The sequence below is a fragment of the Marinobacter sp. F4218 genome, from assembly GCF_019443085.1.
In the GTDB taxonomy this organism is placed as follows: Bacteria; Pseudomonadota; Gammaproteobacteria; order Pseudomonadales; family Oleiphilaceae; genus Marinobacter; species Marinobacter albus.
Genome location: NZ_JAHZIL010000002.1, coordinates 158,336 through 183,967 on the forward strand (window position 1 = coordinate 158,336; position 25,632 = coordinate 183,967).

At 57.3% G+C, this 25,632-nt stretch carries 24 protein-coding genes and 1 tRNA gene; 22 read left to right on the plus strand and 3 right to left on the minus strand.

The window, feature by feature from the left end; all coding sequences use genetic code 11:
• Window positions 1-18: 18 nt before the first annotated feature.
• From flgL to secF, 9 genes are all read left to right on the plus strand, one after another.
• Window positions 19-1,245 carry a flagellar hook-associated protein FlgL gene (flgL, locus tag K0B93_RS01135; protein WP_219865436.1) on the plus strand — a complete coding sequence of 409 codons (1,227 nt, stop codon included), beginning with the start codon at window positions 19-21 and terminating at the stop codon, window positions 1,243-1,245.
• 82 nt (window positions 1,246-1,327) lie between these two features.
• Window positions 1,328-1,414, plus strand: a tRNA-Leu gene (locus K0B93_RS01140).
• A 214-nt stretch (window positions 1,415-1,628) separates the two neighbouring features.
• On the plus strand, window positions 1,629-2,258 hold the full coding sequence (locus tag K0B93_RS01145; RefSeq protein WP_219865437.1) for a hypothetical protein: 630 nt from the start codon (window positions 1,629-1,631) through the stop codon (window positions 2,256-2,258).
• Window positions 2,255-2,794, plus strand: a complete 540-nt coding sequence (locus K0B93_RS01150; protein WP_219865438.1) for a hypothetical protein — start codon at window positions 2,255-2,257, stop codon at window positions 2,792-2,794. The genes K0B93_RS01145 and K0B93_RS01150 overlap by 4 nt, the downstream gene beginning before the upstream one ends.
• Window positions 2,795-2,881: 87 nt before the next feature.
• A complete protein-coding gene (gene queA / locus K0B93_RS01155; RefSeq protein WP_219865439.1) occupies window positions 2,882-3,985 on the plus strand; it encodes a tRNA preQ1(34) S-adenosylmethionine ribosyltransferase-isomerase QueA in 1,104 nt (367 codons plus the stop codon).
• Between the two features lie 14 nt (window positions 3,986-3,999).
• Window positions 4,000-5,121, plus strand: a complete 1,122-nt coding sequence (gene tgt / locus K0B93_RS01160; protein WP_219865929.1) for a tRNA guanosine(34) transglycosylase Tgt — start codon at window positions 4,000-4,002, stop codon at window positions 5,119-5,121.
• Between the two features lie 85 nt (window positions 5,122-5,206).
• On the plus strand, window positions 5,207-5,512 hold the full coding sequence (gene yajC / locus K0B93_RS01165) for a preprotein translocase subunit YajC (protein WP_228743231.1): 306 nt from the start codon (window positions 5,207-5,209) through the stop codon (window positions 5,510-5,512).
• Window positions 5,513-5,592: 80 nt separating this feature from the next.
• Window positions 5,593-7,467: a protein translocase subunit SecD gene (gene secD, locus K0B93_RS01170; RefSeq protein WP_219865441.1), complete on the plus strand. Its 1,875-nt coding sequence runs from the start codon at window positions 5,593-5,595 to the stop codon at window positions 7,465-7,467.
• Entirely contained in the window at window positions 7,460-8,413 is a 954-nt protein-coding gene (secF, locus tag K0B93_RS01175) for a protein translocase subunit SecF (protein ID WP_219865442.1), read from the plus strand. The genes secD and secF overlap by 8 nt, the downstream gene beginning before the upstream one ends.
• A gap of 72 nt (window positions 8,414-8,485) precedes the next feature.
• Here secF and K0B93_RS01180 read toward each other — a convergent pair whose 3' ends face one another.
• Window positions 8,486-9,286, minus strand: coding sequence for an inositol monophosphatase family protein (locus K0B93_RS01180; RefSeq protein ID WP_219865443.1), 801 nt, complete (start codon window positions 9,284-9,286; stop codon window positions 8,486-8,488).
• 184 nt (window positions 9,287-9,470) lie between these two features.
• On the opposite strand from K0B93_RS01180, the gene trmJ reads away from it, so the two are divergent.
• The 13 genes from trmJ to der all read left to right on the plus strand — a co-directional run bounded on the left by trmJ (window position 9,471) and on the right by der (window position 22,228).
• On the plus strand, window positions 9,471-10,334 hold the full coding sequence (gene trmJ / locus K0B93_RS01185) for a tRNA (cytosine(32)/uridine(32)-2'-O)-methyltransferase TrmJ (RefSeq protein WP_219865444.1): 864 nt from the start codon (window positions 9,471-9,473) through the stop codon (window positions 10,332-10,334).
• On the plus strand, window positions 10,327-11,106 hold the full coding sequence (gene cysE / locus K0B93_RS01190; protein ID WP_219865445.1) for a serine O-acetyltransferase: 780 nt from the start codon (window positions 10,327-10,329) through the stop codon (window positions 11,104-11,106). The genes trmJ and cysE overlap by 8 nt, the downstream gene beginning before the upstream one ends.
• A gap of 77 nt (window positions 11,107-11,183) precedes the next feature.
• Window positions 11,184-11,681: a Fe-S cluster assembly transcriptional regulator IscR gene (iscR, locus tag K0B93_RS01195; protein ID WP_219865446.1), complete on the plus strand. Its 498-nt coding sequence runs from the start codon at window positions 11,184-11,186 to the stop codon at window positions 11,679-11,681.
• A gap of 19 nt (window positions 11,682-11,700) precedes the next feature.
• A complete protein-coding gene (locus K0B93_RS01200; protein WP_219865447.1) occupies window positions 11,701-12,849 on the plus strand; it encodes an IscS subfamily cysteine desulfurase in 1,149 nt (382 codons plus the stop codon).
• A gap of 68 nt (window positions 12,850-12,917) precedes the next feature.
• Window positions 12,918-13,346, plus strand: a complete 429-nt coding sequence (gene ndk, locus K0B93_RS01205; RefSeq protein ID WP_219865448.1) for a nucleoside-diphosphate kinase — start codon at window positions 12,918-12,920, stop codon at window positions 13,344-13,346.
• 66 nt (window positions 13,347-13,412) lie between these two features.
• Window positions 13,413-14,525: a 23S rRNA (adenine(2503)-C(2))-methyltransferase RlmN gene (rlmN, locus tag K0B93_RS01210; RefSeq protein WP_219865449.1), complete on the plus strand. Its 1,113-nt coding sequence runs from the start codon at window positions 13,413-13,415 to the stop codon at window positions 14,523-14,525.
• A gap of 85 nt (window positions 14,526-14,610) precedes the next feature.
• The gene (pilW, locus tag K0B93_RS01215) at window positions 14,611-15,369 is read left to right on the plus strand and encodes a type IV pilus biogenesis/stability protein PilW (RefSeq protein WP_219865930.1); all 759 of its coding nucleotides are present in this window, start codon (window positions 14,611-14,613) and stop codon (window positions 15,367-15,369) included.
• Window positions 15,362-16,393, plus strand: a complete 1,032-nt coding sequence (locus K0B93_RS01220; RefSeq protein ID WP_219865450.1) for a RodZ domain-containing protein — start codon at window positions 15,362-15,364, stop codon at window positions 16,391-16,393. Before pilW ends, K0B93_RS01220 begins: the two co-directional genes overlap by 8 nt.
• Before the next feature lie 33 nt (window positions 16,394-16,426).
• Entirely contained in the window at window positions 16,427-17,545 is a 1,119-nt protein-coding gene (ispG, locus tag K0B93_RS01225; RefSeq protein WP_219865451.1) for a flavodoxin-dependent (E)-4-hydroxy-3-methylbut-2-enyl-diphosphate synthase, read from the plus strand.
• A gap of 52 nt (window positions 17,546-17,597) precedes the next feature.
• Window positions 17,598-18,878: a histidine--tRNA ligase gene (gene hisS / locus K0B93_RS01230; protein ID WP_219865452.1), complete on the plus strand. Its 1,281-nt coding sequence runs from the start codon at window positions 17,598-17,600 to the stop codon at window positions 18,876-18,878.
• Window positions 18,879-18,922: 44 nt separating this feature from the next.
• Complete coding sequence (locus K0B93_RS01235) at window positions 18,923-19,576, plus strand: YfgM family protein (protein WP_219865453.1); 654 nt, start codon at window positions 18,923-18,925, stop codon at window positions 19,574-19,576.
• Window positions 19,576-20,748 (plus strand): outer membrane protein assembly factor BamB, encoded by a 1,173-nt coding sequence (gene bamB / locus K0B93_RS01240; protein ID WP_219865454.1) that lies wholly within the window; start codon window positions 19,576-19,578, stop codon window positions 20,746-20,748. The genes K0B93_RS01235 and bamB overlap by 1 nt, the downstream gene beginning before the upstream one ends.
• A gap of 58 nt (window positions 20,749-20,806) precedes the next feature.
• Window positions 20,807-22,228, plus strand: coding sequence for a ribosome biogenesis GTPase Der (gene der / locus K0B93_RS01245; protein ID WP_219865455.1), 1,422 nt, complete (start codon window positions 20,807-20,809; stop codon window positions 22,226-22,228).
• Window positions 22,229-22,254: 26 nt separating this feature from the next.
• Here the strand turns inward: der and pta are convergent, their stop codons facing one another.
• Both pta and K0B93_RS01255 read right to left on the minus strand, forming a co-directional pair.
• Window positions 22,255-24,408: a phosphate acetyltransferase gene (gene pta / locus K0B93_RS01250; RefSeq protein ID WP_219865456.1), complete on the minus strand. Its 2,154-nt coding sequence runs from the start codon at window positions 24,406-24,408 to the stop codon at window positions 22,255-22,257.
• Between the two features lie 24 nt (window positions 24,409-24,432).
• Window positions 24,433-25,629, minus strand: coding sequence for an acetate/propionate family kinase (locus K0B93_RS01255; protein ID WP_219865457.1), 1,197 nt, complete (start codon window positions 25,627-25,629; stop codon window positions 24,433-24,435).
• Between the last annotated feature and the right edge of the window lie 3 nt (window positions 25,630-25,632).

Genomic DNA, 25,632 nt, shown 5'->3' on the forward strand with positions numbered 1-25,632 from the left:
AGCGTGAGGTGACGTGAGATGATGCGAATTTCATCACAGCAGATTTTTTCCGGCGGGATCAGTCGCCTTCAGGAGCTGAACAGCAGCCTGAACAACACTCAACAGCAGATCTCCACCGGAAAACGGGTCAACCAACCGTCGGATGATCCTGTGGCGGCAGCCAGGATTCTGAAGCTTGATCAGGAGCTGTCGCGGGTAGAAACCTATCAGCGCAACGTAAACCTCGCGGACAACCGGTTGAACCAGGAAGAGAGCACGCTGGAAAGTTCCATCGATATCATTCAGCGGGTGCGGGAGCTGACCGTCCAGGCGGGCAATGGCTCGCTCTCTGCAAATGACCGTCAGTCCATTTCCTCTGAGCTCAAGGAGCGTCTGGATCAGTTGGCCGATGTCGCGAACACCCGCGACCCTTCCGGCGAGTACATTTTCAGTGGTTTTCAAGGCACAAAGCAGGCATTTGTCCAGGCTGCGGATGGCAGCTGGCAGTATCAGGGTGATGAGGGTCAGCGTGTTCTGGAAATTGATGACGGTGTCACGGTGCCGATCAGCGATCACGGTAAGGGGATTTTCGTAACCGTGCCGAAGGCCATCACCGGCGTAGAGGCGGCTGGCAATAGCCCGGGCTCATACATTTCGGGTGTTGAGTTGGCGGACGGCGATGCCCTGCAGAACGCGTTCGGTGGGGCCGTCCCCAATGACATCCAGCTGACGGTCAACGGGGCGGGGGAAGTCATCGCCGAAAACCGGAATACCGTGCCTGCAACCGTGTTGGCAACAACTCCGTCGCCCGCCGTCATCGGTGAGGAATTCGAGGTGGCCGGTATCAGCGTTACGGTGAGCGATGCGGCTGCCGGTGATGAATTCACGCTTGCCATCAGTGACAAACAATCGGTCTTCAAGACCATTGAGAACCTGATTGCCGGCCTGGACTCGCTGGGCAAGGACACGGCCAAGAGCGCCGCCCAGTTTGATACATTAATTGCCGATTCCCTGAACAATCTTGATAACGCGCAGGAAAGTATCGTCCTCAAGCAAACGGAACTCGGTGGGCGGATGAATGCGGTGGAGTCGACCAAGAATTTTCTTGAGGATTCGTCAGTGTACACCAACCAGATCCGGTCAGAGCTGCAGGATGTGGACTACGCTGAGGCCATCAGCAACCTGAGCTTCCAGAGCTTTGTCCTGCAAGCGGCCCAGCAGTCCTTCGCTCAGGTTTCCCGGCTGTCCCTGTTCGACAGACTGTAAATAATTGAACCAGTGGGCGGATCTGTCCGCTGGCGTTATTGATTTCGCGAGCGAGCTCAGTATAATCGCCTCTCTCTTTGATGGCGGCGTGGTGAAATTGGTAGACACGACGGATTCAAAATCCGTTGGGGTAAAACCCGTGGCGGTTCGAGTCCGCCCGCCGCTACCATTCTCCGGGAACCCCCGGACCTCTCGAGCCTGTTGTGCTCCAGTCCCAGTATTGTTGTGCTCTTCGAATGGGTTGCCTCTGCCCCGATTTTTCCTCTGTCAGCACTCTCATCGTCGGTTTTGGATCGTAAAATCAATTGCGTAGCTTTTGAATTGATCTATCTTTAACAGACGTGTGTTGTAGGGAAAGCAGCGAACACTTGAGAGGGACCGACATGTTGAAAATTGCCTACCTTTTTATTGTCGCGCTTTTGGCGGGTTGCGCCGGTTCAATCACCGAGGTTCAGCGCATAGAAGCCGTCCCCGAAGTCGATAAGACCTACAAGCGGATTCTTGTGTTTGCGGTCACCCAAAAGGAGCGGGTTCGAGCCGCGGTCGAGTCCGAGTTGGTGGCAGAGATGAATAAGAGTGAGTTTGAGGCCAGCCGGTTCCAGGAGCCGAATGCCGCCGTCCCCTGGGAGAACCCCAGCGAACTTCAGAAACTGGTCGCGGAGGATGCGAGAGAGGGTGGGTACGACGGTGTTCTGGTGGTTTCGCTGATCCGGAAGAACCGTGAATCCCGTTACGTGCCTGAGCAGGTGGTTTATCAGCCGATCGTCACTTCAATCGGTCCGCTGGCATCCACCACTTACATGGACACCACGGTGGTGCCACCGTCCTTTGAAGAAACCACAAACTACGTACTGAAATCCACGCTCTTCGATTCGGTTTCCGGCAATCCCGTCTGGCAGCTTTATTCAAACACGGTTAATCCCGATTCCCTCGATGCGGCGGCCAGGGATTTTGGCAAGGTTGTCGTGAAAGCGCTGAGGAAAACCCTGCCCCATGCGGCGGAGCAAAAATGAACGCGATTCTCCCAAGATGGCTATACGTTACCGTGTCATTGGGTATGACCGGTTGTGCAAGCGATTCGCGTTTATCTCTGGGGGTTTCCGATCCGTGTGAAAGCCTGCAATCAATCATTGCGGATTTTGATAACGGCTTTGCGAGTTATCGGGGGGCGCGCAATGATTTTGACTCGTTCACGCTGTTCAGGGCCAGGGAGGAGTTGGTGAAAGGGCATTGCGAGGTCTGGTTGTGGGCGGGTGGCGACAGTGCGTACGTCTGTTCCGCCAATACGCCCGTGGAGGAGGTTGCCGAGCAAAGGTATCAGAACAGCCTGGCTTTTGTTGAGGAATGTGTGGGAAGTGACTGGCAGAAGGAAACCGTTACCCGGGAACGAGATGGTAACTACCTCGGGCTGGCAACCCGGTTCACTTCCGCCAGCAAGCCCGGGTTGGTGATCTCCGTGCAGAACATCACGCCGCCGGGCTCGTACCGGAATTTGCGCAGCAATTACCTGTATATCGGCACCGCGGGACGCAGTCCGAAACCAGAATAAACGTTCTGGTTGTTCAGGCGAGACGCATTCCGTGGTAAATTCCGCATTCTTTTTCACAACTGCTGTCGCGCCTCGACATTCCTTTCTATGAACGTCTCTGATTTCCACTTTGATTTGCCGGACGAGCTGATCGCCCGGTATCCGCTCAGGGAGCGCACTGCGTCACGCCTGTTATGCTTGGACGGATTGTCCGGTGAGACTGCACACAGGCAGTTCACCGACCTGCCCGAGCTGCTTCAACCGGGTGACCTGCTGGTGTTCAACGACACCCGGGTGATCCCGGCGCGCCTGTTCGGAAAGAAAGAAACCGGCGGGCAGGTCGAAATACTCGTCGAACGGGTCACCGGCGACCACGAGATCATTGCGCATGTGCGCGCTTCCAAGGCGCTGAAGGAAGGCCAGGCGGTGATCCTTGAGGACGGCACCTTCATGCGTATGGTCGGTCGTAACGAGGCACTGTTCCAGCTCGTCTGCGAGACGTCGGAGTCCGTGCTTGAGGTCCTCGAACGCATCGGTCACATGCCGCTGCCGCCGTACGTCGATCGTCCGGACGAATCCACGGATCGTGAACGCTACCAGACCGTCTATGCCCGGGAGGCAGGCGCCGTTGCGGCACCCACGGCCGGCCTGCATTTCGATGACGCGCTGCTTGAAACGATTCGCGCCAAGGGGATTGAGACTGCGTTTGTCACGCTGCATGTGGGTGCAGGTACCTTTCAGCCCGTGCGTGTGGACCGGATTGATGATCATGTGATGCACAGCGAAGTGGTCCAGGTTCCCCAGGCAACTGTGAACGCTGTAGAGCGGACGAGGGCCCGGGGTGGCCGGGTCGTTGCGGTGGGAACAACGTCCGTCCGCTCCCTTGAGTCGGCCAGCCGGGGAGGGCGTCTGCGGGCGTTCCAGGGTGAAACTGATATCTTCATCAGTCCGGGTTACCGGTTCCAGACCGTGGATGTCCTCGTGACCAATTTCCATTTGCCCGAATCGACCCTGATCATGCTGGTCAGTGCCTTTGCCGGTTTCCGTAATGTTATGGATGCCTATGCAGAGGCTGTCGGGGAGCGGTACCGTTTCTTCAGCTATGGCGATGCCATGTTTATCACCTGTCAGGAGCCAAGCCGGGGTATGCTGCTCGGTGCTTCCGACACCACCTACAATTCAACCTCAGATAATACCGGGGAGTCACTTTGAGCCAGTCCTGTTTCATGTCCTTTGAAAAGCTTGGAGAAGATGGCCGGGCGCGTCGTGGCCGGCTTACTTTTCCCCGTGGCACGGTCGAGACTCCAGCGTTTATGCCGGTAGGCACCTATGGCACGGTGAAGGGCATGCTGCCCCGGGACATCCACGAAATCGGCGCCGAAATCATTCTCGGTAACACGTTTCACCTGATGCTGCGTCCCGGGACAGAGGTAATCAAGGCCCACGGTGACCTTCACGATTTTACCCAATGGAACGGTCCCATCCTCACCGATTCCGGTGGTTTCCAGGTGTTCAGTCTTGGCGACATGCGGAAAATTACGGAAGAAGGGGTGACTTTCCGGTCACCGGTTGATGGTTCGTCGGTAAAGCTGTCACCGGAAATTGCCATTCAGGTCCAGCGTGACCTTGGCTCCGACATCGTGATGATCTTCGACGAATGCACGCCTTACCCGGCGACCGAACGCCAGGCCAAGGACTCGATGGAGCTTTCCCTGCGCTGGGCCGAGCGCAGCAAGCTGGCCCATGAGGGGAACCCGGCGGCGTTGTTTGGTATTGTTCAGGGTGGCATGTACGAGGGCCTGCGCGACCAGTCCCTGGAGGGGTTGACCAATATCGGCTTTGACGGTTATGCCATTGGTGGTCTGTCTGTCGGGGAGCCGAAAGAAGACATGATCCGGATTCTGGATCATCTTCCGCCGAAAATGCCAGAGGACAAACCTCGCTACCTGATGGGTGTTGGACGGCCGGAAGACCTGGTCGAAGCGGTTCGTCGGGGCGTGGACATGTTCGATTGCGTCATGCCGACCCGGAACGCCCGGAACGGTTACCTGTTCACCTCCACTGGGATCGTCAAGATCCGCAATGCCCGGCATCGTCACGACACGGCCCCGTTGGACGAGTGCTGTGACTGCTATACCTGTAAGAACTTTTCTAGGAGTTATCTCTATCATTTGGATAAGTGTGGAGAAATGCTCGGATCGCAGTTGAATACGATTCATAACCTGAGGTTCTATCAGAACCTCATGGCTGGATTGCGTGGGGCCATTGAAGCAGGTACATTGTCCGACTTTGTAACCGACTTCTATGCACTGCGCGGCGAAACAGTGCCGCCGCTCGGTGCCGACTGAATTTCTTAAAAACCAACGGAGATACTCAATGAAATCAATCAAATTGCTCGTAGCCGGCCTTCTGGCACTTATGCCTGCACTGGCCATGGCCCAGGACCCGGGAGCGCAGGGTATGGGTGTCATGGGTCAGGTGATTTTCTTCGCCGGCTTCATCCTGATTTTCTATTTCCTGATCTGGCGTCCGCAGTCAAAGCGTGCCAAAGAGCACAAGGCACTGATGTCCGGCCTGAACAAGGGTGATGAAATTGTTACGTCCGGTGGTGTTGCCGGCAAAATCACCAAGGTAACCGACGATTTCATCGTGGTAGAGATCGCCGACAACGTAGAAATCAAGGTGCAGAAAGTAGCCGTTGCCGCTGCTCTGCCGAAAGGCACCTTGAAGGACATCTGAGCCGGAGTCCGTAACCTGACGGACTGATTTTTTCTGGCTGAAACACCATGCCGACCTTCGGGTCGGCTAAAAGGGATCCCATGCTGAACAAGTATCCGCTTTGGAAAAACCTGGTCATCCTGGTCGCGCTCGTGATCGGATTTATCTACGCCTTGCCCAACCTTTTTCCTGACGATTACGCCATCCAGATCACCGGTGCTCGCAGCAGTACCGAGGTCAACTCAACCGTTCTCGATCGCGCGGTCAAAGCGCTGGAATCGGAGGGCATTGAGGTAAAAAGCAGTACGCTTCAGGACCGGGATGCATTGATTCGTCTTACCAGTGGCGAGGATCAGCTTCAGGCCCGTCCGATTGTTCAGTCGGCACTGAGCAACGACTATCTGGTTGCACTGAACATGGCACCTTCGACCCCGGAGTGGCTGAAAAGTCTTGGCGCCGGTCCGATGAAACTGGGCCTCGATTTGCGCGGTGGCGTCCACTTCCTGCTGGAGGTGGATATGGAAACGGCTTTGAACACGCGATTGGAAGCCCTTTCCAGCCAGATCAAGGGTGATCTTCGGGAAGAGCGGATCCGCTATCGCGGCGGTGACGTAGAGGGTCAGCGGCAGATCGTTCTTACCTTCCGCGACGAACAACCCCGTGCCGAGGCATTTGACCTGATCCGTGACCAGTACAACCAGTTTCTGATGGATGAGAGAACCGTGGACGGCGAGCGTCAGATCGTATTGTCGCTGTCAGAGGCCGAGGTGAAATCCATCCAGGAATATGCCCTCGAGCAGAACCTCACCACGATCCGCAACCGCGTCAATGAGCTTGGCGTTGCCGAGCCGCTTGTTCAGCGCCAGGGCGCCGACCGGATTATCGTTGAGTTGCCAGGGGTTCAGGATACAGCCCAGGCCAAGCGAGTGTTGGGCGCGACTGCAAATCTCGAGTTTCGCCTGGAGGCGCGTCAGGACGCATCGGCCAGTGAGGTCGAGGAATTTGGCTTCCGCGACAACCCCCGGCGCACCGCGCGTCTTGAGCGTGACGTCATCACAACCGGTAATAATGTCGCGAACGCCCAGCAGGCGTTTGACGAGAATGGTCAGCCTCAGGTCAACATCACGATGGATTCTGTCGGTGGAGACCAGATGAACCGTGCGACCCGGAACGCGATCGGGCGCCGCATGGCTGTGCTATTCATTGAATTCCGCACGGAAACGGAAAACCGGATGGTCGACGGTGAAATGACGTCTGTCGACAAACGGGTTGTGGAGAAGGGCATCATCAGCCTGGCCACGATCCAGTCAGCACTCGGAAGCAGTTTCCGTATCACCGGCCTGGATTCCATTCCGGAAGCCGCAGAGCTGGCCCTATTGCTGCGCGCAGGCGCGCTGGCCGCACCGATGTATTTTGTGCAGGAACGCACAATTGGGCCGAGCCTCGGCCAGAAAAACATTGATGCTGGCGTGATGTCCGTAGCACTCGGCTTCGGGCTGGTGCTCCTATACATGCTGGTTTACTACCGGGGGTTCGGTCTGGTCGCCAACGTGGCGCTCACCCTCAACCTGATGCTGCTCATTGCCTGCATGTCCATCCTGTCGGCAACGCTCACGCTTCCGGGCATCGCTGGTATCGTACTCACGGTGGGTATGGCGGTCGATGCCAACGTCCTGATATTTGAACGCATACGGGAGGAGCTCAAGGCAGGGGTTCCGCCCCAGTCGGCCATCAGTGCCGGGTATTCCCGGGCCTTCGTGTCCATTTTCGATGCCAATATTACGACCCTGCTCGTCGCGGTAATCCTGTTTGCCATGGGTTCCGGCCCGGTAAAAGGGTTCGCCGTTACCCTGTGTCTGGGTATCCTGACCTCGATGTTCTCCGGCCTTATGGTCAGTCGCAGCATCGTGAATTTTGTATATGGCGGTCGAAAGATCGAGAAGTTGTCGATCGGAGGAAAGCTGGCAAATGTCTGAGCAAGAGAATAAACCATTTGATTTCATGGGGTTCCGGAAGCTCGCTTCCGTTCTCTCGATCACGCTGCTGGTTGCCTCCGTCGTGTTGCTGGCAGTTCGGGGCCTGAACCTGGGTATGGATTTCACCGGCGGCACGTCAGTGGAATTCGAGTATGCCGAGGCGCCGCAACTGGATGAAATTCGTTCCACGCTGAATGAGGCAGGCTACGAGCAGTTCGTAGTACAGAACTTTGGTGCCGACACTACGGTTCTGGTTCGACTCGCCGAGGCTGGTAATGACGAACTGGGGGGCGAGGTGACTGACGCGCTGACCGCTGGAGGCGCAAATCTCGAGCTTATCAGCTCCGAGTTCATCGGCTCTCAGGTTGGCGAGGAGTTGAGGGAAGACAGTGGCCTCGGGCTTCTGCTTGCGCTGGCGGTAGTGCTGATCTACGTCGGTATGCGCTTCCAGTTCAAGTTCGGTATTGCCTCTGTCCTGCCACTGGCGCACGACGTGATCATTGTTCTGGGTGTGTTTGCCCTGTTCCAGTGGACCTTCGATCTGACGGTACTGGCGGCGTTGCTGGCGGTGATCGGTTACTCCCTGAACGACACCATTGTTGTGGCCGACAGGATTCGGGAAAACTTCCGAAAAATGCGGGTGGGTGATTCCTGGCACGTGATCAATACCTCGATCCACCAGACCATCAGCAGAACAATCAATACCTCCGGTACGACTCTCGTCGTTCTGTTTGCGTTGTACCTGTTTGGCGGTGAGGCCATCAATAACTTCGCGCTGGCGTTGATTATCGGTGTGATTGTTGGTACCTACTCCTCCATTTATGTGTCTGCGAACCTGCTGATTGCGTTTGGTGTATCACGGGAAGACCTGATGCTCCCGGCGAAAGAGGGAGCCGCTGATGCAGAAGAAGAGGAACAACCCCCAGAGTGGCTGAACCGGATGTAACTGGTTCACCGGAAACAAAAAAACCGCCATTCCCTTGGGAAGGCGGTTTTTTTATGGCTGCTTGCTGGTCGATCAGCGGGGCAGACGCCCCCGGAACGGGTGAAGTGATTTCAGGACTTCCCGGAACAGCTTGGGATTGGCCACTACCAATTGGCGGGCACTGCCAGTTGAGGGGTTGCCGGAGAAGTCGCCGGTCAGGGCGCCTGATTCCATGGCCATCGTTACGCCTAGATCCAGATCTACCATCTCCGGGCGGAAGATGACGGCTGCGTCCAGGTTGCCGGCAGATACGCGGGCAATATCCAGAACCACACAGCCAGAAGTGCGGAACATCGCAGATTCACGGGCAAGGACGGAGGCCATTTCGCCCCACAGTTGAGTGTCTTCGCTTCTGCGCGCCTGATCCAGCAGGTTAGTGGCAATTGCAGCCTTGTTGGCGTGCTTGATGTCGGACGTCCGAACCCGACGGCTGTTCAGTGCCGCCCCGTGTCCGCGGCTGGCGGAGTATTCTTCGCCGGTTACCGGGTTGATCACCAGAAGGTTTTCGGTGCGGTTGTTCTTTTTCTGGGCCAGGGCGAGGGCAAACTCCGGGATGCCCCTCAGGAAGTTTTCGCGACCAAGAACCGGGAAAACGTGCCAGCTTCTCTCGCTGGTTCCTGCATTCGCTTCGTTCAGAGGGGCGATGCTATGGTCCTTGTAGGCCTTTTCGAGTTGCTCCGCAAAGTTGTCGTAAATTGACTCCTCGACCCGATCCAGCTGACGGCGGCGTTCTTCGTCGTCCTTACCGGCGGGCTCCTGGCGCTCGAAATGGGCTTTCAGATAATCGGACCCCTGACGCGCGACGCGCAGGGCCATTTTAATAGCTGGTTGCATCTGAGTGTTCATTATCCGGGTGTGTGAAGGCCGGGTATCATAGCAAAAGATCAGGGCGCTTGTATGTTTTTTGACTTAGCAATAGCACGGATACCAAAGGATTACGGCATCTCCGGACGGGCGGGACGCGTTGGTTTTCTGCTATCATGCCCGCCTCAATTAAATCAGTCTGGACCCATACTCAATGCACAAGCCGGCACTTCCCCTGGAGGGCACTGACTCATTTCAGGATCAGATCCGAATCGTTCTGGTCGAGACCTCTCACTCAGGCAACATTGGTGCGGTGGCTCGTGCCATGAAAAATATGGGCCTCGGGAATCTGTGGCTGGTCAACCCGAACTCTTTCCCGGACGAGGCGTCTTACGCCCGTTCCTCGGGCGCTTCTGATGTGCTGGATCGGGCAAACGTTGTTTCGTCCCTGGACGAGGCGCTTGCGGACTGCGTTCTGGTAATGGGAACCAGTGCCCGGGGGCGGAAAGTGCCCTGGCCGGTTATTGCGCCTCCGGAAGCAGCTGTGGCGGCCTCGGAAAATGCGACCAACGGCCCAGTCGCGCTGGTATTTGGTCGGGAGAATCATGGCCTGAGTAACGAGGAACTGCAACGCTGTCATTACCACATTCATATACCGTCCAATCCGGATTACAGCTCTCTGAATCTGGCGATGGCCGTCCAGGTCATGTGCTACGAATTAAGGATGCATTTTCTGCGTGGCCTTGAAGGTGGTGAGGGAAGCCCATACTTAAAACCCATGACGGCGCCTGGCGATCCGGGATGGGATGTTCCTCCCGCACCCGTCAACGACGTGGAAGGCTTTTTGGGCCATCTTGAGCAGGTACTGGTGGATGTGGATTTTCACCGAAGGGAAAATCCACGCCAGCTTATGACGCGCTTGCGGCGACTGTTCCAGCGCGCGAGACTGGACCAGATGGAAATCAATATACTCAGAGGCATACTGACGTCAGTGCAGAAAGCTGCTGGCGCCAAGGCTGACAGTAAAATAACCGAGGCCGATTCGAAGGCGACGGGGCAGGATAATGGCCATGTTTGAGCGTTTAAGGGAAGACATCAACAGCGTTTTTCATCGGGACCCGGCGGCCCGGAACACTTTCGAGGTGCTGACCAACTATCCAGGCCTTCATGCCCTCCTGTTTCACCGGCTTGCTCACAGACTCTGGCGATTCGGTCTCAAGTGGATTGCCCGCACAATTTCCACGATCGCCCGCTGGCTGACCGGAGTCGAAATCCATCCGGGGGCGACCATTGGCAGAAGGTTCTTTATTGATCACGGCATGGGGGTCGTTATTGGTGAGACGACCGTTATCGGAGACGATGTGACCCTGTACCAGGGGGTTACTCTGGGTGGCACGAGCTGGAATAAGGGTAAACGGCACCCGACCATTTGCGACGGAGTGGTCGTGGGTGCCGGCGCCAAGATTCTCGGACCATTTGAAGTGGGAGCGGGCGCCAAGGTCGGTTCCAATTCGGTGGTAACCAAGGCGGTACCGGCCGGGGCCACTGTTGTCGGCATTCCCGGGCGAATCATCGTCAAGCGCCCGAGTGAAGATGATGATGTGCGCCGCAAGGAAATGGAAGAGCGCATGGGCTTCGATGCCTATGGTGTTACGGAAGAGATGCCCGATCCCGTTGCGCGCGCCGTGCGCTCCCTCCTGGACCACATGCACGCAGTGGACGACCGCATTGAGAACATGTGCAAGGCCCTGCGCAAGGTAAACATCGAATACCAGAACGGTGAATTGCCGCCGCTGCAGGAAGAAGATTTTGATTGCGTTCGTGATGAGAGCGAGGAGCCCCGGGGGTGAATACTTGACTGAATTAGTGGGTCAATTCATACTCGCTGCTGTATTTCGAGATTCAATCCCATCACGGGGCTGATGCCATGAAGCTGACCACCAAAGGCCGCTATGCCGTCACGGCAATGCTGGACCTGGCTCTGCACGGAGACCAGGGGCCGGTGAGTCTTGCCGATATTTCAGCCCGTCAGGAAATCTCACTTTCCTACCTGGAACAGCTCTTCTCCCGTCTGCGCCGACAGAATCTGGTGGTCAGTATTCGTGGTCCCGGCGGTGGTTATCGTCTGAGCCGCGAGGCCGGGCAGGTGTTCATAGCGGAAGTTGTGGATGCCGTTAGCGAGTCTCTGGACACCACGAGATGTGGCAACAAAGGGGACTGTCAGAAAGGCGAGAAGTGTCTGACCCACCACCTTTGGTCTGATCTGAGTGACCAGATTCATCAGTTCCTGAGTGAAATCAGCCTCGGCGACCTGATGAAGAAGCATGAAATCCGCCAGGTTGCGGACCGGCAGAACCGCCGTCAGTCTGACAACGGCTCTGAAACGATTAATACCGAACGCCTGTCTGACCAGGCGCCGGCCTGAAATAATACTCCTTGATACCATGAAAAAGCCCGTATATCTGGATTATGCGGCGACGACGCCCGTTGATCCGTCTGTCGCCGAAGAAATGGTTAAATACCTGACGCCTGATGGGATCTTTGGGAACCCGGCATCACGATCACACGCCTTTGGCTGGAGGGCGGAGGCTGCCGTTGAGGCGGCGCGTCGTGAAGTTGCCCAACTGATCCACGCTGATCCCAGAGAGATTGTCTGGACCTCCGGCGCCACTGAGTCGGACAATCTTGCCATCAAGGGTGCGGTTGCCGGACGAACTGACGTCCACATCGTGACCTCATCCATCGAGCACAAAGCCGTGCTGGATACCTGTAAATGGCTTGAACAGCATGGCGTGGACGTGACCTGGCTGACACCGGACCGGGTTGGTCGAATTCATCCGGATCAGGTGACCGATGCCTTGCGGGACAATACGGTTCTGGTCAGTCTCATGCTGGTCAACAACGAGCTGGGATGTGTGACCGATGTTGCCGCCATTGGTCGCGAACTTCGTGAACGGGGTGTGCTCTTTCACGTCGATGCAGCTCAGGCAGCCGGCAAAATGCCAGTCGATGTTACGGCAATGCCGGTCGATCTGATGTCGTTGTCCGGGCACAAAGTCTACGGTCCAAAGGGTGTCGGGGCGCTTTATGTGAGACGTTCACCGGATGTGCGTATCGAAGCTCAGATTCATGGCGGTGGACACGAGCGTGGCATGCGCTCCGGGACTTTGCCGACGCATCAGATAGTGGGCATGGGTAAGGCATTCTCCATTGCCCAGGAGCGCCTTGAGTCGGATGTGGAAGAGCTGGAACGCCTGCGGACCTCTTTCCTTGGCGGCCTCGAAGGTCTGGATGGTGTCAGTCTGAACGGTAGCGCCGAGTTTCGCGTGCCAGGCATCGTGAATCTTTCCTTTGACGGAGTCGAGGCGGAGTCCCTGATGCTGGGTCTAAGGGATCTGGCCGTGTCGTCGGGATCAGCCTGTGCTTCGGCCACGATCGAACCATCGTTTGTCCTGCGTGGAATTGGTTTGAGCGACGAGCAGGCCCACAGGGCGCTGCGTTTTTCTTTCGGCCGGTTTACCACGGCCGAGGAAGTGGCTTTTGCCAGTTCGCAAATAGTTGATGTTGTTAGCCGACTGCGTGCAGTGCGGTAGGCAGTTGCCCTTGGACTGCGTATAATCGCAGGCCGGAATTTTAACCTGAACCCTAGTGGAGAAACACCATGGCGAATGAGCGCACGCTCTCAATTATCAAGCCCGACGCAGTTGCCAAGAACGTGATCGGCGAAATTTACAGCCGTTTTGAAAAGGCTGGATTGAACATCGTCGCTGCCAAGATGATGCACCTGACCCAGCAACAGGCTGAAGGTTTTTATGCCGAACACAAAGAACGCCCCTTCTTCAATGACCTGGTGGCGTTCATGACTTCCGGTCCCGTGGTTGTTCAGGTGTTGGAAGGCGAGGGCGCAATCCTCAAGAACCGTGATCTGATGGGTGCAACTAACCCGAAGGAAGCAGACGCGGGCACCATTCGCGCGGACTTTGCCTCCTCTATCGACGCAAATGCCGTTCACGGCTCTGACTCTGCGGCGTCAGCTGAGCGTGAAATCGCGTACTTTTTCAATGACAACGAGATCTGCCCGCGCGGTTGATCCTGTTGATCGGGGGCGGTCGTTGTTGGCCTGCCCCCGAATTGGTTATCTGATCGAGGTTATAAAATGACAGCGGCCGCTGAAAAAACCAATCTTCTGGGGATGCCGAAAGCCAAGCTTGAGGCTTTCTTCGAGACCCTGGGGGAAAAGCGTTTTCGTGCCACTCAGGTTTTGCAGTGGATTCATCAGCGTGGGGCTGATGACTTCGATCAAATGACCAATATGAGCAAGGCGCTCCGGGAAAAACTCAAGCAGGTTGCTGAAATTCGTGGCCCTGAAGTGGTCTATGACGAGACGTCCAAGGACGGTACCCGCAAGTGGGTAATGCGCATGGACAACGGCAACAGTGTTGAGACAGTACTGATTCCCGATGGCGAGCGTGGAACGCTCTGTGTCTCCTCGCAGATCGGGTGCAGCCTGGACTGTACCTTCTGCTCGACCGGTAAACGGGGCTTCAACCGTAATCTGACCGCAGCCGAGGTAATCGGCCAGGTGTGGGTTGCGCGCAAGGCCTTCATGCCATTTGAGCCGGGCCCGGATCGTCCCATTACCAATGTGGTCATGATGGGGATGGGTGAGCCCCTCCTGAATTTTGACAACGTTGTCGATGCCATGAATCTCATGATGGAGGATCTGGCTTACGGCATCTCGAAGCGCAGGGTCACCCTGAGCACATCCGGGGTCGTTCCGGCACTTGATCGCCTGGCGGAAGTTACCGATGTTTCACTGGCTATTTCCCTGCATGCCCCGAATGATGAACTCCGTAACAAGTTGGTACCGCTCAATAAAAAGTATCCGATTTCGGAGCTGCTTGCGGCCACCAAGCGATACTTCGCCCGGTTACCAGACAAGCGCAAGGCCACCATCGAATACACCGTGATTGAGGGAATGAACGATCAACCGGAACACGCCCGTGAACTTGCGGTGCTGCTTCGGGATCTTCCCTGCAAGATCAATCTGATACCCTTCAATCCTTTTCCGGAAAGCGATTTCCGTCGGCCGAGCATGAATGCAACCCGCCGGTTCCAGGCGGTTCTTAATGAAGCCGGATACATAGCTACCATCAGAACGACCCGTGGCGATGACATCGATGCGGCATGCGGCCAGTTGGTGGGCAGGGTTGAGGATCGTACCCGTCGAAGCAAACGATACATCGAGGTCCAGCAGGTTAATCCCTGATAAGGCACCGACAACGAGTTGAAGCGAGGAATGCGAAACTGTGACCTATAGATCGACGAGCTGGCGTTTTTCTGTCGCGGCGCTGATGTTAGCCGCGTTGTTTGTCACAGGTTGCGTCACGACCACCGACAGTCGCTTCTCCCGTGAGGCGGACCGCCAGGAAGCGGTGGAGGATTACGTTCAGCTGGCCACTGCCTATATTGGTCAGGGTAACCTCGACCGCGCCCGTCATCATCTTGACCGTGCACTCGATCTGGACGCCGACAGCCCTGCAGCGAAGGCCGCAATGGGCCTCGTATACAACGCCGAGGGCGAAGCCGAGCTTGCCGAGTCCAGTTTTAAGCAGGCCATCGCGACAGATCAGGGGTACACCCGTGCCCGCGTTTACTATGGCGCGTTTCTTTACGGACAGGGTCGTATCGAGGAGGCACGGGACCAGTTTCGGGCAGCGTCACGGGACACCGAATACAAGGAGAGGGGCTCAGTCTTTTTCAACCTGGGGATGACCCAGGAACGCCTGGACGAACTCGATAATGCAGCGAACTCATATCGCCGCGCTGTGGAGTTGTCCAGGGGCGACGCCCGCTCCTTGCTGGCGCTATCGCGCGTGTTGGCAGATCAGGGAGATTACGATGCAGCCGCGCGCTATTATACCCGACTTGCCTCAATGATGCAGAGAAACGACCGTCTTCGTCACTCACCTGAAAGTTTGTTGACGGGCATCCGGATCGCCCGTCATCTGGATAACCGCAACCAGGAAGCCAGCCTGGCACTGCAGCTTAAGAATAATTTCCCGGAGTCAGTCGAATACCAACAATATAAGGTGCTGATTTCTAATGACTAGTGAAGAAACCCCCCAGCCAACGAGCAGTGATCCTGTAGGGCAGCAACTGCAGCGTGCACGTGAACAGAGAGGCCTGAGTGCCGACGACGTTGCCAAGGCCCAGCATCTGAGGCCGGCTGTTATTCAGGCAATCGAGGCAGGGGACTACAAGAAGATTGACAGTGAACTCTTCCTGAAAGGGTACGTCAGGGCTTATGCCAAGCAAGTCGGGCTGGAAGCCAGCGACGTAATAGCCGATCTTGACCGGGAACTCGAGCCAATGCGCCAGGAGCGTGAGCAGGAGTTCGAGGCCAATCCACTGGTCGATATTGAGCGGCGGCGCCGGAGAAAACGTCGAGTTGCCAAACTGGCTCTGTTGTTGTGTGTTGCGGGGCTTGCCGGCTATCTGGTATTCGCCTTCGTATTGCCGCAGCCTGAAACCGTGTCACCATCCGGAGTAGCGGAAAAGGCCGGTCAGGAAGAGCCTGCATACAATGGATCCGGGAACGAGACGGAGTCAGCTGCTCCCGAGATTGATGGTGCCGCCGGCATGGAGACAGAGGAGGCGGCAGAGCCTGCTTCCGAGCCCGAGCCGGAGAATGCGACGGATGATTCGAACGGCGCGGCGCAGGTTACGGACGAGGTGGCTGGGACCCAGGTCACCGAACCGCTCGAGCCAATGGCCGAGGATTCAGTGACCAGTGACCAGACGGTGGACCCGATTGAGTCCGCCCCCGTGGTCACCCAAACGACGGACCCCCTACTGGAGGATCCGGCTGAGCCGGTGGTAGTGACCGATACCGGAAGGTTGCAGATTACCTTCACCGGTGATTGCTGGGTACAGGTCAGCGATGCTGCCGGAAATCGCCTGGTCAATTCATTGCAGCGGAGTGGCGACCAGATTGATGTGTCCGGTGAGGTGCCGCTCAGGGTCGTAATCGGCGCAGTCGATGCCGTTGGCTCGATCAGTTTCCAAGGCGAGCCCGTGGACATGGGCGGTTATCCTGTCGTAAATAATCGGTCAGAATTTACCCTGACGATCTGAAACTTGAAACCACTTGAAATCGGTCAGTAACGCATGAAACACGAGTCCCCAATCGTTAGACGCAAATCCCGCCAGATCATGGTGGGCAACGTACCTGTTGGTGGCGATGCGCCGATTGCGGTTCAAAGCATGACCAACACCAACACCTGTGATGTGGATGCCACCGTCGGACAGATTCGGGCGCTCCAGGACGCTGGCGCCGATATCGTTCGAGTGTCGGTCCCGAGCATGGATGCCGCGGAAGCCTTCGGAAAAATCCGGGATCGGGTTTCCGTTCCCCTGGTTGCGGATATTCATTTCGACCACAAAATTGCGCTACGAGTGGCAGAACTCGGGGTTGACTGCCTTCGGATCAATCCCGGGAATATTGGCCGGGAAGATCGGGTCAGTGCGGTCATCAGTGCCGCCCGCGACCGGAATATTCCGATCCGGATTGGTGTGAATGCCGGTTCCCTGGAAAAGGAACTCCAGCGGAAATACGGAGAGCCAACACCGGATGCGCTGGTCGAGTCCGCGATGCGTCACATCGACATTCTTGACCGCCATGATTTCCAGGACTTCAAGGTAAGCCTCAAGGCTTCGGAAGTGTTCATGACCGTTGCGGCCTACCGTAAGATAGCGGCCCAGATTGAGCAGCCATTACATCTGGGCATCACTGAGGCCGGCGGCTTCCGTTCCGGAACCGTGAAGTCGTCCATTGGTCTGGGGATGCTGCTCATGGACGGTATCGGCGACACCATTCGTGTTTCCCTGGCGGCTGACCCGGTCCAGGAAATCAAGGTTGGTTATGACATCCTGAAAAGTCTTCGCCTGCGCAGCCGCGGCATTAACTTCATCGCGTGTCCGAGCTGCTCCCGCCAGAACTTCGATGTCATCCAGACCATGAATGACCTCGAGGCTCGCCTGGAAGATGTGAATACGGCGATGGATGTTGCCATCATTGGTTGCATAGTGAACGGGCCGGGTGAGGCCAAAGAAGCGGATATTGGTCTGACCGGTGGAAGCCCGAAGAACCTGTTCTATATGGCAGGGAAACCGAACCAGAAGCTTGATAACGCGACGCTGACCGACGACCTCGAACGCCTGATTCGCGATGAAGTTGCTCGGCGCAAGGAAGAGGAAGACGCCATCATCGCCCGCTCGGGCAGCTGATCCCGTCTGATTTTCCGACATCATTACTCCGAAATACGTTTAAGGGTTTAACTTGGCTAAGATTCAGGCAATTCGCGGGATGAACGATATCCTGCCCGAACAGACGCCCGTCTGGCAGTTTGTTGAAGACACCGTACGAAAGGTGCTCTCCCAATACGGGTACCAGGAAATCCGGATGCCTATCGTCGAGCAGACCGAACTGTTCAAGCGCTCCATCGGCGAGGTTACGGACATCGTCGAAAAGGAAATGTATACCTTCGACGACCGTAACGGCGACAGCCTGACCCTGAGACCCGAGGGGACGGCCGGATGTGTTCGTGCTGCAGAAGAGCACGGTCTGCTGTTCAATCAGACCCGCCGTTTATGGTACACGGGTCCGATGTTTCGCCATGAGCGTCCGCAGAAGGGCCGCTATCGCCAGTTTCACCAGATAGGCGTGGAATGTTTTGGCATGGCGGGGCCGGATATTGATGCGGAGTTGCTGGTCCTTACCGCCCGGCTCTGGAAAGAGCTGGGCCTTGCCGGGCATACCCGTCTGGAGATCAATTCCATTGGCACGTCGGAAGCCCGCAAGGTCTACCGTCAGGCTCTGGTTGAGTACCTTAATCAGTACAAGTCTGATCTGGATGCGGACAGCCAGCGCCGGTTGCAGAGCAATCCGCTGCGCATCCTCGATAGCAAGGACCCGTCGACCCGGGAGATTCTGGCTGGCGCCCCGAAACTTGACAGCTATCTGGACGAGGAATCCCGCGCTCACTTCGACAGGTTGCGTGAACTGCTGGATGCCGCTGGTATTGCCTATACGGTGAACCCGGCGCTGGTACGCGGCCTTGATTACTATGGCAAAACCGTGTTCGAGTGGATCACCGACAGCCTGGGCGCCCAGGGTACTGTCTGTGCCGGCGGGCGTTACGATGGACTGGTGGAGCAGCTCGGCGGCAAGCCAACCCGGGCCGTTGGCTTTGCCATGGGGCTGGAGCGGCTTATTCTGCTGCTTGAGACCCTGGATCTCGTTCCGGCGCATGTAAACAGCGATGCCGACGTCTACGTAACGGCGATGGGTGAGGGCGCCATGGCACCCGCATTGGCTCTGGCGGAGGAGCTGCGTGTCGCGTTGCCGGAAGCCGTGGTGGTGTCCCATTGCGGCGGCGGCAGTTTTAAAAGCCAGATGAAAAAGGCCGATAAGAGCGGAGCCCGCTACGCCGTTATTCTCGGAGAGAATGAGGTGGCAAACGGCACCGCCGGGCTCAAACCCCTGCGCTCAGATGAGCCTCAGCGAGAGCTCACCTGGAAGGAGCTTTCACTGGCACTGGCTGAAGCGCTTAAGAACTGAACCTAACTTTAACAAAAGCAAAGCATCCGACTACAGGAGTCAACATGGCTGAACTGCGCACCGAGGAAGAACAGGTCCAGGCGATTAAGGACTGGTGGAAGAAAAATGGCAGCTCTCTGCTAATCGGTATCGGTGCTGCCCTGGCCATCGTTTTTGGCTGGCAGGCCTGGCAAAACCACCAAGCGCAGCAGCGCACCGAAGCCGCGAACCAGTTCGCCAACCTCCTGAATGCCTTCAGTGAACAGGCAGATGAAAACAGCGGAGACACCGTTGCCTTTGTGGCGAAAACACTGCGGGAAGATTATGCCGGCAGTGCCTACGCAGTTTACGGTAACCTGATCCTGGCCAAGCAGCAGTTAATGGATGACGATGCGGCGGCGGCGATTGACTCCCTCTCTTGGGCGCTGGAGCAGAGCGGGGAGCACGAGGCTTTGGCGCTGGTCGTTCGAAGCCGCCTGGCGCGCGCCCAGTTTGATGCCAAAAAATACGAGGACGCGCTCGCCACCATCGACTCTGCATCAAATTCGGATGCTTTCGATGCAATTCTCTCGGAGCTTCGGGGAGATATCCTGTTGGCCCAGGGCGATAAAGAGGGCGCACGTGAAGCTTATCTGACAGCGCGAGAGCAAAGTCAGCAGGGTCGAAGCGGCGTCTTGCAGCTCAAGTTGTCTGATCTCGGTGTCGGGGAGGACGCCTGATGCGACGCCATCGCAACAGGTTTGTGCGTGCCGGACTTGTGAGCGGCTTGCTCGCGGTCATGGGGCTCGCCGGTTGCAGTTCCACTGACACCTTTGAACAACCCGCTCCGTTGCCGGAAATTGAAAGCTCGGTAGAGTTCAAGCAGGTCTGGAGCATGTCTGTGGGAGACGGTCATGACGAAGACTTCCTCTACCTGGCGCCTCTGAATGCCGGTGATCTTCTCTATGCGGCCTCCGCGGATGGTGAGGTTTATGCGGTCCAGTCTGAAAATGGCAAGGTGATCTGGCAGACCGAACTCAGTGATCGGATCTTCGCCGGCGTCGGCGGAGACGGTCAACGGCTTTACCTTGCGACACGAGAGGCCGATTTGTTGGCACTGTCGCGGGAAGACGGCACAGAACTGTGGCGTGCGGCCTTGCCAACTGAAGTCCTGGCTGCCCCCCAGTCCAATGGCCAACTGGTGGTTGCGCAGACCACCGATGGGCGGGTGCTGGGATTTGACGCCGAGAGCGGTGAGAAACTCTGGCAATACGACGGCGTCGTTCCGGTTCTCTCGATTCGCGCTGCGGCTGCGCCTCTGGTGGGGGGAGACGTGGTCCTTGCATCCTTCGCCAATGGTAAGCTCATTGCGCTGAGTGCAGAGTCCGGCCAGCCGCTGTGGCAATACGAAGTAGGGCAGCCCCAGGGACGAACGGAACTGGAGCGTCTGGTCGATATTACCGGCCAGCCTCTGGTCCTCGATTCTGCAGTGCTGGTTGTGGGTTACCAGGGCAAGCTGGCGCTGGTGGACATCCGCACCGGGCAGGAGATCTGGAGCCGCAAGGCGTCCAGCCTGTATTCGCCGATGATTGGCGATGGTGAAATCTATCTGGCATCCGCCAACGGCGATATCGTGGCGTTGCGAGGCTCTGACCGCAGGGAACTCTGGGTTCAGGATCGGTTATCCTGGCGGCAGCTGACCCAGCCCATGGTGGTGGAAGATTACCTTGTTACTGCCGATTTCGAGGGTTACCTGCACATCCTCTCCCGGGAAGATGGCAGCTTCCAGGGGCAGTTCGAATTCGATGATGAGGGTATACGCGTACCGGCACAGCGGCTGAGCAATGGTAACCTGCTCGTCTTCGGTAACAGCGGAGACATGGCGGTTCTCAGGATCCGGCCCATCGAATGAATACCTTGCAGCCCGGTACAGATGCCGGGCTGTTTTCCTTTTTGCATAGCGATTTATTATGACCCCAGTAATTGCCCTTGTCGGCCGCCCGAATGTTGGCAAGTCAACCCTGTTTAACCAGATGACCCGGTCCCGGGACGCCCTGGTCGCGGATTTTCCGGGACTGACCCGTGACCGGAAGTATGGCGAGGGCAACTACGAGGGCCAGCGGTTTATTGTTATCGATACCGGTGGTTTGACCGGCGACGAACAGGGGCTGGATGCAGAGATGGCCAGACAGTCTCTGCAGGCGGTGGAAGAAGCCGACATTGTGCTGTTCCTGGTGGATGGCCGCTCCGGCCTGACGGCGGGTGATGAATCCATAGCGAATCACCTCCGGCGCTCGGGCAAACAGGCTCACCTGGTGGTTAACAAAACAGACGGCCAGGACCCCGACATCGCGGCAGCGGATTTCTACAGCCTTGGCTTCGACTCCACCTTTCTGATTGCGGCCTCCCACAATCGGGGGATCCGTTCCATGCTCGAACTGCTGCTGCCGTCAGAGGAAGAGCGAGAGGAGGCGGATCGGGCGGATCGGTACCCCGGCATCCGGATTGGCGTCGTAGGTCGTCCTAATGTGGGTAAATCGACCCTGGTCAATCGCATGCTGGGCGAGGACCGGGTCGTGGTGTATGACATGCCGGGTACTACCCGGGACAGCGTCTACATTCCCTATGAGCGACAGGGGCACGAATATACCCTGATTGACACCGCCGGCGTCCGTCGGCGGAAAAATGTTCGGGAAACGGTCGAGAAATTTTCGATCATCAAAACCCTGCAGGCCATAGACGATGCGCATGTTGTTATCCTGGTCATAGATGCCCGGGAAGGGTTGGTGGACCAGGACCTTCACCTCATCGGTTTTGTTCTGGACGCCGGCCGCTCGCTGGTCATCGCTGTCAATAAATGGGATGGGATGGATCCGGAAGACCGTGCCCGGGTCAAGGAGCAGGTCCAGCGCCGCCTGGACTTTCTGGATTACGCCGACAAACACTACATTTCAGCGCTTCATGGCTCCGGGGTCGGGGTTATGTACGACTCTGTGCAGGCCTGTTTCGAGTCCGCCATGGCCAAATGGCCGACCAACCGACTGACGGCAATTCTTCAGGACGCCGTGGCCCAGCATCAACCACCCATGGTTCACGGGCGCAGAATCAAGCTTCGTTTTGCGCACCAGGGCGGCTCAAATCCGCCGGTCATCGTTGTGCATGGTAACCAGGTTGATGCCCTGCCAGGGGCTTACAAACGCTATCTGGAAAATACCTTTCGCAAGGTTCTCAACGTAACGGGCTCCCCCATCCGGTTCGAGTTCAAGTCGGGCGAGAACCCGTTCGCGGGCAAGGTCGACAGGCTTACGCCCCGGCAGAAGGTCAAGAAAGATAACGACCTCAAGAAGGGGCGGCGGATCAAGAAAACCCGCCAGAAGAGCCTCAAGCGGTAATTCAGGGCCGGATTACCCGGCCCTGTTCATTTCGATTTCACAGCGGCGACCTGCTGTGCCTGGACTGCGGTCAGTGCGATGGTGAATACGATATCCTCCACCAAGGCACCGCGGGACAAATCGTTAACGGGTTTCCTGAGGCCCTGAAGCATGGGGCCAATGCTGACGACATTGGCGCTGCGCTGAACCGCTTTGTAAGTCGTGTTGCCAGTATTCAGGTCCGGAAATACAAAGACCGTCGCTTTTCCCGCCACCTCGCTGTCCGGGGCCTTGCTTTTGGCAACGCTCTCGATGGCAGCGGCATCGTATTGCAGTGGCCCGTCGATGAGCAGGTCCGGGCGGCGCTCCCGGGCAATACGGGTCGCTTCGCGTACCTTGTCGACATCCTGTCCGGTTCCGGACTCGCCTGTACTGTAGCTGATCATGGCCACCACCGGTTCGATGCCGAAGGCTTCCGCCGATTCCGCACTCTGAATGGCAATATCCGCCAGCTCCTCGGCATTGGGATCGGGGTTGATGGCGCAGTCGCCATAGACGACAACCTGGTCCGGCAACAGCATAAAGAAAACCGAAGACACCACCCGGGCGTGTTCATGGGTCTTGATCAGCTGCAGGGCAGGTCTGACGGTGTTGGCGGTGGTATGGATCGCACCGGAGACCAGGCCGTCAGCCTCGTCCTGGGCCACCATCATCGTACCGAGCACCACGTTGTCCTCGAGCATAGCTTCGGCCATGTCTGGAGCCAGTCCCTTATGCTTGCGGAGCTCCACCATGGGGGCGACATACGCACTGCGTACCTCGGCCGGGTCAATGATCTCCATGTCCTCTGGCAGTGTTAAGCCGTGGGACACTGCGACGTTGCGAATCTCGGAGGCTTCGCCAATCAGGACGCAACGGGCCAGCCCGCGTTGGTGGCATATGATCGCCGCCTGAATGGTGCGCGGTTCGCTGCCTTCCGGCAGAACGATTCGTTTGTTGGCAGCGCGAGCGCGTTCGGACAAATGATGGCGGAATGCCGGGGGTGATAGCCGGCTCTGACGCTGGACCTTCAGGTGATTCTGGAGCCAGTCGGTATCGATTCGAGTGGCGACCATCTCCATGGCTTTCTCGATGCGGTCCGGGTCGTCGACCGGGATGGCTGCCGAGAGATTCGCCAGCATATGTGCGGTTTCATAGGTGTTGTTATCCGAACCCAGAACCGGCAATCCGGTGTCCAGAGCCCGCCGGCACAGTTCGATAACTCGCGAGTCCGGCATAAGACCGCCCGTCAACATGAGGCCTGCCAGCGGGACACCATTCAGGGCCGCAACGGCCGTGGTAACAACAATGTCCTCGCGGTCTCCGGGGGTGACTAGAAGTGTCCCTGGTCTGAGTGTCTCAGTCATGTTTCGGATTGTCCTGGCGCAGACCGAGACGTTCTGGACACGACGGCTCTGCATCTGCCCCTCGTTGAGGACCTGGATGTCCAGTTCGCGCGCTATATCAGATACCCGGGGCGCCAACAGTTCGGGCTGCCAGGGAATCTCCGCCAGAAGCCGAAAGCGATTCTCACTGAACACCTTGCACTCCTTACGGTAGTCCGCCATCCCGGTCGTCGGCGTGGATGAACGTTGCAGCGAAAGCCCCGACTGCTCGGGCTCGCCTACCTTGTTGAGGATTACCGCGATGACGTCTGGGTCGGAGGGGGCGGCAAAGAGTCTTGCCGAAAAGTCGAGTTCTTCGTCCAGCGCCTCGGCATCGCTATCCTCTGGTGTGCTCACCAGGATTACCTCGGAGCCCAGATTTCGTGCAACCTCGACGTTCAGCCGGGCAATGTAGGCTTCGCTGCGGTCCGGGACCAGGCCCTCAATGACTACGACATCAAAGTCTCTGGCGACTTTCTGGTATTCACCCACGATGGTTTCCATCAATTGGTCAGATTTGCCCCGGTTGATCAGGTGCTGGGCCTGTTTCAGATTGATGGGTTCCGGTGGTTCGAGATTGCTGCGAGCCCTGACAAATTCAACCGAGGTGTCCTTGCCGTCGTTATGGATGGATTCCCCGTGGTGGACTGATTGATGGAAAGGTTTGTAAAAACCAACACTGACGCCGACCCGTTCCAGGGCGCGGAGCAAGCCCAAACAGACAGAGGTTAGGCCCGAGTTCATGGTGGTTGGTGCGATAAAGAGACTTTTTGCCATATCAGATTCCTGATCGGTGGGGCGTCACACCGGTTGAGACTTTTCAGCGAGGCGAAGTGCTTCTCGGGCGATCACCAACTCTTCGTTGGTGGGGATGACCAGTACCGGGAAGCGGGATTCCGCACTGTCGATCCGACCGTCGCTGTAAAGGCCGTTGGATTGATTCAGTTCCGGGTCGAGCTCGAATCCCAGAAGCCGAAGGTGGCTCAACGTCTGTTGCCTTACCTGCGAGCTGTTTTCGCCAATACCACCGGTAAATACCAAGGCATCAAGCGCTGTCAATGAGGCCATCATGGCGCCTATGTATTTGGCTAGCCGGAAACAGAAAACGTCGATCGCCAGTTCCGAGGGCTTGTGTCCGTGCTCGGCAAGTTCGCAAAGGGATCTCATGTCGTTTGATTGACCTGACAACCCGAGCAGACCGCTCTGTTTATTCAGGACCTCGTGAAGTTCGGCCGCAGAGACGCCTTTTCCTGCCAGGTAATCAAACAATCCGGGATCGACGTCCCCGCTACGCGTGCCCATGACGAGGCCCTCCAGCGGCGTCAGACCCATACTGGTATCAACACTGATGCCGTCCCGGATGGCGCTGATACTGCAGCCATTGCCAAGGTGTGCAGAGATGATTGATGTGGTCGCGGGAGTAAGTCCCAGGAGTCGAGCGGCTTCCCGGGACATAAAATAGTGACTGGTGCCATGGAAACCGTATCGGCGAACCGCCCAGTCACGGTAGTAGGCTTCCGGCAAAGCATAGAGGAAAGCCCGGGGCGGCAGGGTTTGATGAAACGCGGTATCGAAGACGGCGACCTGGGGAACGTTCGGATAAAGGGTGCGCGTCGCTGCGATACCAGCCAGGTTAACCGGGTTGTGCAGGGGGGCCAGGCCTGCGCATTCCCCGATGGCCGCAATGGCGTCGTCATCCAGTAGTGCCGCTCCTCGAAAGGTTTCGCCACCGTGAACGACACGGTGACCAATTGCCGCCGGATCCTGAGCCAGAATTCCTCGATCCCTCAGAGCGTCAATCAATGCCCGCAGAGCGGTTTCATGTGAAGCGCCTGCCGGCAACGAGATTGGCTCGTCGGCATCGGCGATGTTTACGAAGGCATCGTCCGTGTTCAGTCGTTCGGCCAGAGCTGAAACCAGCTTGTTGTGGAGGCGGTCGAACACCGCAAGCTTCAGTGAGGAACTGCCGCAATTGACGACGAGTATATTGGCTTCCATGGT